At 36.6% G+C, this 6,642-nt stretch carries 7 protein-coding genes; 3 read left to right on the top strand and 4 right to left on the bottom strand.

Annotated features, from left to right (window positions below; all coding sequences use genetic code 11):
- Window positions 1-342: 342 nt before the first annotated feature.
- Window positions 343-1,200: an alpha/beta fold hydrolase gene (locus tag AFK68_RS16255; protein WP_094673692.1), complete on the top strand. Its 858-nt coding sequence runs from the start codon at window positions 343-345 to the stop codon at window positions 1,198-1,200.
- 50 nt (window positions 1,201-1,250) lie between these two features.
- Window positions 1,251-1,574 carry a hypothetical protein gene (locus AFK68_RS16250; RefSeq protein WP_094673691.1) on the top strand — a complete coding sequence of 108 codons (324 nt, stop codon included), beginning with the start codon at window positions 1,251-1,253 and terminating at the stop codon, window positions 1,572-1,574.
- Between the two features lie 1,126 nt (window positions 1,575-2,700).
- Here AFK68_RS16250 and AFK68_RS16245 read toward each other — a convergent pair.
- The 4 genes from AFK68_RS16245 to serS form a co-directional block, all read right to left on the bottom strand.
- A complete protein-coding gene (locus AFK68_RS16245; RefSeq protein ID WP_094673690.1) occupies window positions 2,701-3,054 on the bottom strand; it encodes a zinc ribbon domain-containing protein in 354 nt (117 codons plus the stop codon).
- A gap of 17 nt (window positions 3,055-3,071) precedes the next feature.
- Window positions 3,072-3,458 carry a transposase gene (locus AFK68_RS16240; protein WP_168186510.1) on the bottom strand — a complete coding sequence of 129 codons (387 nt, stop codon included), beginning with the start codon at window positions 3,456-3,458 and terminating at the stop codon, window positions 3,072-3,074.
- A 10-nt stretch (window positions 3,459-3,468) separates the two neighbouring features.
- A complete protein-coding gene (locus tag AFK68_RS16235) occupies window positions 3,469-4,221 on the bottom strand; it encodes a helix-turn-helix domain-containing protein (RefSeq protein ID WP_094673688.1) in 753 nt (250 codons plus the stop codon).
- A 132-nt stretch (window positions 4,222-4,353) separates the two neighbouring features.
- The gene (serS, locus tag AFK68_RS16230; RefSeq protein ID WP_094673687.1) at window positions 4,354-5,631 is read right to left on the bottom strand and encodes a serine--tRNA ligase; all 1,278 of its coding nucleotides are present in this window, start codon (window positions 5,629-5,631) and stop codon (window positions 4,354-4,356) included.
- Between the two features lie 87 nt (window positions 5,632-5,718).
- Between serS and AFK68_RS35125 the strand changes: the two genes are divergently transcribed.
- Window positions 5,719-5,901, top strand: a complete 183-nt coding sequence (locus AFK68_RS35125) for a hypothetical protein (RefSeq protein WP_143437941.1) — start codon at window positions 5,719-5,721, stop codon at window positions 5,899-5,901.
- The last annotated feature ends 741 nt before the right edge of the window (window positions 5,902-6,642 follow it).

Below are 6,642 nucleotides of genomic sequence, written 5' to 3'. Positions count from 1 at the left end.
TTATTAATTATTAATTATTAATTGTTAATTATTGAAAGCCCTTAAATTATATCTTTATTATATAGGGAATTTGATTAACAAGCAAGATGCCTATGTTATACCAATTACCATGTATTAATGCTATACTTGGGTCACGCTTCAGTTATTAAGTAATTAACACAGGCAACCAGGACTCCCATACCTAATTATTAATCAGTTTATGTTAATTATTTTTATTTGTACAGACCTTGCATCCAACGTCACTCCCCCACCCAATCAAATATAGCAATATTTTTGAGAAATGGTATTACAGAGGTTTGCTATAATATTGTATCGTGGAATATTCAATCCTCATATTTGATTATGGTTTATACTCGCAAAACGTTAAATTTATCCGACATTCAACTTTCTTATCTAGAATGGCATACAGAAGAAAGTCAGGAGAAAAAACAGCCACTTTTGTTATTACATGGTTTAGCAGATTCAGCTTTAGTCTGGCTAAGTTTAGGAGAATATTTAGCAGATAAATATCATATTATCGCGCCGGATATGCGCGGTCATGGAGAAAGTGGAAAACCAGAAAGTGGTTATAGCTTTGAGACAACAATTACAGATTTAGAAGCATTAATGAAACATTTAAACTGGTCTTCAGCTTATATTTTAGGTCATTCTTGGACGGGAAAATTAACTTGTATTTGGGCAAGAAAAAATCCAGAAATATTTAAAAGCATGATTTTGGCAGACCCAGTTTTTATTGGGAAAATGCCTGGATTTCTTAAGGTTACTTTTCCTATTCTTTATCGAACTTTAGAAACTCTCAAAGGCATGGGTCCTTTTGATAGTTTTGCTGAGGCAGAAACTCAGGCAAAAGAGTTAGGAAAATATGCAGGTTGGAGCGAATTTCAACAAATAGTTTTTCAGGAAAGTATTGAGGAAAAAGCTGGTGGAAAGTGGGGAAGTAAATTTGTTGTTCCTGCTAGGAATGAAATTTTTGAAGAAGTAATGCGAGTTCCTGGTTTAACAGAATATATTGATGTACCGACTTTGTTTATTCAACCAGAAAAAGGTGTGAATAAAAGTGATGTGCAAATTAAGCCTTATCATAAGTATTTAAGGAATTTAAAACTGGAAAAAATTCCCGGTAATCATTGGGCGTTTTTGGTGGAACCGGAAAAATTTAATCAGATAGTAGCAGAATTTTTAGAGAGTTTCTCAAAATAATATTGCTCCCTATTTCCTGTTCCTTATTTCCTATTCCCGAAAATTAAATTATGGAAATGAGAGATATGCGATCGCTGTTAGAAAAATGGATAAATTTAGAACCAGAACGTTGTCGATATAATAGTAATGAAACTATAGAAGTTTTGTACAAAAATCAATGGCATTCTGTTGCTGAAGAAAATCTCGTTAGGGATGGTATTTTAATTATGGCATTGCTAGAAGCTTGCGACCAAAGAAATTACTTATATTCTATTGAAAGGATACCTCGTCCAGAAGCTAATTCTGGTTATAATAGCGAACCACAAATATTAGTTGGTTTTGGTATGCGAGATGCTTGGCGATATAGAAGCCCTAACCGTATCTCCAGAAAATAGGTTCTCAGGAGAAATAATTGATAATTTATGGGTAAAAATTGATTTGATGATTAGATTTTGGCAGATATCTAATACACCCCATCTCCTCATCTCCCCTACTCCCCCACTCCCCTACTCTCAATCTATAATTTTAAATAGATCCCTTTAGGGGTTCTATAGAGAGGGAGAAAATTTAGCGCCTTTAGTTGTGGAACTTTTATTACTCAGAATATTTGGCTTGTTTTGCCAGGGATAATTAGGGAAAAGCTATTGCTTAAATCAAATATAAATTGTTGTCAAATTCTTTAAGAAATGAACTGAAATATTTGGCAATAAAATTAAAATTTTGCCCATCATCAAATCTTTCCATCCATCACTCCTCAGTCGAAAAACAACAACATTTTCATTTTCTAGAGCTACCTAAAAATTTCCCACGCCAAAGAATTTTTGCTTGCATCCCGACAAAAATTGTGATACAATAAGAAATATATGGTGTAGCTTGCCTATACACATGACTTTTTATTCAACCATATTTTCTCCAGGAGCAATACCAGGAATATTTTCATCTTGTGAAGCTTCAAGAGACTATATGCTAGTTTTGCCCATCATCAAATCATTCCATCCATCACTCCTCAGTCGAAAAACAACAACATTTTCATTTTCTAGAGCTACCTAAAAAATCGCGCGTCAAAGAATATGGGGTTGCATCCCCAAAATTTTTGTGATACAATAAGAAATATATGGTGTAGCTCGCCTATACACATGACTTTTTATTCAACCATATTTTCTCCAGGAGCAATACCAGGAATATTTTCATCTTGTGAAGCTCCCAAAAACTATGTTTTGCCCATCATCAAATCATTCCATCTATCCCTCCTCAGTCGAAAATCACCAACATTTTCATTTCCTAGAGCTACCTAAAAAAATCGCGCGTCAAAGAATATGGGGTTGCATCCCCAAAATTTTTGTGATACAATAAGAAATATATGGTGCAGCTCGCCTATACACATGACTTTTTATTCAACTAAAAATAGTATTATTTCCACAGCGATAGAACTCCGTTCCGCTGTGCTAAAGACATGAAACGTCTTGAAAGAAAAAGATACCAAAGATGTAGTGCGGGCATCTTGCCCGCTAGTAGTATACATCAGTGAGATGAAATTACAAAATAACTTCTGACTTTTGACTTCTGACTTCTAACTTCAACAACACATCCCACTGAATTGACATACTCCCGACGCTCTCCCGTAGGGAGAGCGCGGGATTCTTCAGTCGGGGAAATCCTGACCGCAGTTTTAACAGAAGTGATGCCCTCCTCCTGTGTTGATAACAATCCAATTTTTTGTATTAGAAGTGCCGAGTTATAGTCTCTATCTAGTTCCTGTCCACATTCAGGACATGAATGCCAGCGCTCTGATAAGCTTTTAGGTACTTTGCTCAAACATTGCCAACAATGTTGAGACGTACCCTTTGGATCTACTTTGATAACTCGTTTACCCAACTTCCAGGCTACATACTCTAGAACATCAAGGAATTGATAGTAGCTGCATCTTGCAAAGACTTATTCAATCCTGATTTGGCTGATTGCCCGTTGGGTAAAAACTGACCATTATCGCCTAACTTGGCCTTGCAACGTCGGACTAAATTAGCTAAGAGCAAGTCTTCGATGAAAATAACACTTACATCCGAAAACAGATGATAAGCAAGCTTGAAGTGCCAGTCTAATCTTTGTCTAGCTATTAGTTGGTGCAGTTTCGCTATCTTACGCTTGAGAATTTTCCAAGGCTTGGAATGCTTTGGTTTCTTAGCCAATCTCATCTGTAGTTTAGACAAACGATGCTCAGAAAGCCTGAAAAATTTAGGTACTTCTAGGAACTCCCCATCGGAGGTAACAGCATAATACAATAGTCCTAAATCAATACATGCATGAGTTATCTTCGGTGGGTTGAATTTCTACAACCTCATAAGGCACAGTCTGATCTTCGATCGTAAAGCTTATATAGAAACCATCTGCTTCTCGAATTACGGTACCTGTCTTAACCTGGAAACCTAATGGTATTGGGCGATTGTACACAAAGGGAACTAGGCCAATTTTGGGCAAATTAACACAAAAACGACCGTTAGCATTTTTGACTATATTGGTATTTGATAACTGAGGATAACTGAACGAGTTATAATAATGTTTTCCCTTGAATTTCGGTCTGCCACTGGTTTTACCGTTTTTGTCAGGCCAGGTAAAGTTATCCATTGTTGTTTGCACTCGTTGGACAACATCTTGTAGAACCTGAGAGTGCATAGACTTATACCCAGGGAATAGTTTTTTCGTCTGTACTAAATCTGCTAACTGTACTGTTTCCCACAAAACATAACCATTGACTATGTTCGGATACTTATCTCCTTTCTTCGTTATCAGATTACCATTGCTGTCTTTTTTTCTACCGTCGCGCGTTTGTACTCTAAATTCCGGGATATTTTGATAAATCCGTTCTACCGGCACTACTGAAACATTAAGTGGACAAGCATTCACTGGTGTGCGCGTTGCTTCAAACCAATTCAGCCTTTCAGCTAAACGGTAATTGTATTGCCTCCTAGCCATTTCTAACCAATTAGCAATAATAACCGCTTGACTTTTACAGGGTTTGAGCTTGTACTTATATTTCAGTAGCATATAATATCGACCTTTATTTCTACTTTACCTATTATATCAAAAATAACGACAAACCACACACACGGGCGCCCGGCTTTCATCCCGACGCTCCCCTACGGGAGAGCGCGGGACTTCCCGCCGGGGGAGTTAAAATCATAAAAACTCACGCCCCATATAAGGTTGCAAAACCTCTGGAATTTTCACACTACCATCAACCTGCTGATAATTTTCCAAAATAGCAGCCATAGTTCGCCCCACTGCCAAACCCGAACCATTCAAAGCATGAACATACTGAGTACCCTTTTTCTTTCCCTCCTTAAACCGAATATTCGCCCGGCGCGCCTGAAAATCTCTAACATTAGAACAACTAGAAATTTCCCGATAAGTTCCTGACGACGGCAACCACACCTCCAAATCATAACACTTAGCAGCCGAAAAACCCAAATCTCCAGTACACAACTCTAAAATTCTATAAGGTAACTTCAGTGCTTGCAAAATAGCCTCTGCATCTGCCACCAATTTTTGATGTTCATCTTCAGAAGTGTCAGGATGTACAATTTTTACCATCTCAACCTTATTAAATTGATGGAGTCGAATCAAACCCCTAGTATCTTTCCCATAAGCACCAGCTTCCCGACGAAAACAAGGAGTAAAAGCACAATGATAAATAGGTAGTTGCTCCGCCGTCAGAATTTCATCCCGATAAAGATTCATAGTTGAAACTTCCGAAGTAGGTATTAACCATAGGTCGTCTGCTGCACACTTAAAACTTTCCTCCGCAAACTTTGGTAACTGTCCTGTAGCAGTCAAAGACTTACTATTGACCAATAGTGGCGCCATAACTTCCACATAACCAGCTTGAATATGACGGTTAAGCATGAACTGAATAATGGCGCGTTCTAATGCTGCACCCGATCCCATCAAAGCAACAAAACGACTTTGAGAAATTTTCACTCCTCGCTCAAAGTCAAGAATGCCTAATTTTTCCCCTATTTCATAGTGAGGCATAATTTTTGGATTTTCAGGAATATATTCATCACCCCACCTTTTGACTTCTATATTTTCTGCTTCACTTTTGCCAATAGGTGTAGACTCACTAGGTAAATTAGGCAGAGGTAAAAGTAAAGTTTCTATTTTAGCCTTTAACTCCTTTTCTTCAGGTTCTAATTCGCTGAGTTTAGCTTTAAGTTGGTTTCCCTCATCTTTTAAAGCTTGAACTTCTGCACCTTTAGGGTCACTACCAGATTTAATTTTTTCCCCTACCTGTTTACCGACTTGGTTACTACGAGCTTGGAGTTGCGATCGCTCTGTTTCTAGTTGTCGCTGTTTTTCATCCAACTCTAGAATTGGTTGTAAGTCGTACTCTCCACGACGGTTGAGTAATTCTTGTACTGTTTGTGGATTTTCTCGAATTTGTCTAATGTCTAACATAGTTTTTCCTTATACCCTTAATTTGTCCCATTTAACAGAATATTACTTTAGCTCCACTTTGAAACATTAATCATCACTAACTTAAAAGTGAAAAGTGAAAAATTAAAAATCAAAAGTCATAAAACTTCTTTGTATCGGAATTCTCATACTGGTCAAGTACAAAGTTCAACAGTTGAGGTAAATAGGGAACAGAAAAATATTTTTGTCTTAATGACTCCGAGAAATCGAATATATCCAAATATAGCGTTTCTCAGTAAGCGTGAGGTATAATTTTATATTTCTTCCCTGTTGCCTGTTGCCTTCTGGAGCTGTTGCCTTCTGGAGCTGTTGCCTAAAGTCTAGAATTTTGTACCTCACTCTTTTTGGGAATTGCTATAGCATATTCAAAAATTATTTGGTAAATGGTTTTTCCATTTATCTATAACATTTACAGGACTTACGCAGGCTAAACCAAAAACACGGTTATAGACCTAGATGTCTATTGTTAAAACCAATGATTTATCGTGGAAACCCTGTTTCTTTGCATAGCTCCTAATCTATAAATAGGGCCTGTTGATTCAATCTAAAAGCATTGAAAAATAAAGGCTTTAGCCTTTTTGGGGTCGGAAAAGGTCTCAGGTTTTCAGTCCCAAACGCTCAAAAAGTTAGGATAAAAGGCAGAATAATTGCAGAAAAATCAAGGGACAAAATATCCAACTACCTCCTCTATAATTCGACTTTCCTCCTAACTACTCTCTACTCCCCTACTTCTTAAAAATAATTTTTCAGCAAACCCTAAATATAGTGAGGCATTTTTGTGGAATAGGATTTCTATGAAAATCAATAAAAATAACCATAGTTTTTGCTACTAAAAAAAATTTATATTTTTGACTTTATGTTTTATTTGAGATTTATTACCTCATTATACGGATATTTTCTAAATAAGCTAAATATAACTATATAAATATACTGATGTATTATTACTATTAGAACATAAGTCATCTTGAGCAGTAAATTTAAAGATATTTAATC

It is taken from the genome of Hydrocoleum sp. CS-953 (assembly GCF_002260545.1).
Classification (GTDB): domain Bacteria; phylum Cyanobacteriota; class Cyanobacteriia; order Cyanobacteriales; family Microcoleaceae; genus Trichodesmium.
Note: the sequence above shows the minus strand (reverse complement) of the source record. Positions and strands in the feature narration are given on the sequence as shown.

What these genes read in the sequence shown, in the direction of transcription:
- AFK68_RS16255 (WP_094673692.1), top strand. Translation starts at nt 343, where the DNA reads ATGGTTTATACTCGCAAAACGTTAAATTTATCCGACATTCAACTTTCT.
- AFK68_RS16250 (WP_094673691.1), top strand. Translation starts at nt 1,251, where the DNA reads ATGGAAATGAGAGATATGCGATCGCTGTTAGAAAAATGGATAAATTTA.
- AFK68_RS16235 (WP_094673688.1), bottom strand. Translation starts at nt 4,221, where the DNA reads ATGCTACTGAAATATAAGTACAAGCTCAAACCCTGTAAAAGTCAAGCG.
- serS (WP_094673687.1), bottom strand. Translation starts at nt 5,631, where the DNA reads ATGTTAGACATTAGACAAATTCGAGAAAATCCACAAACAGTACAAGAA.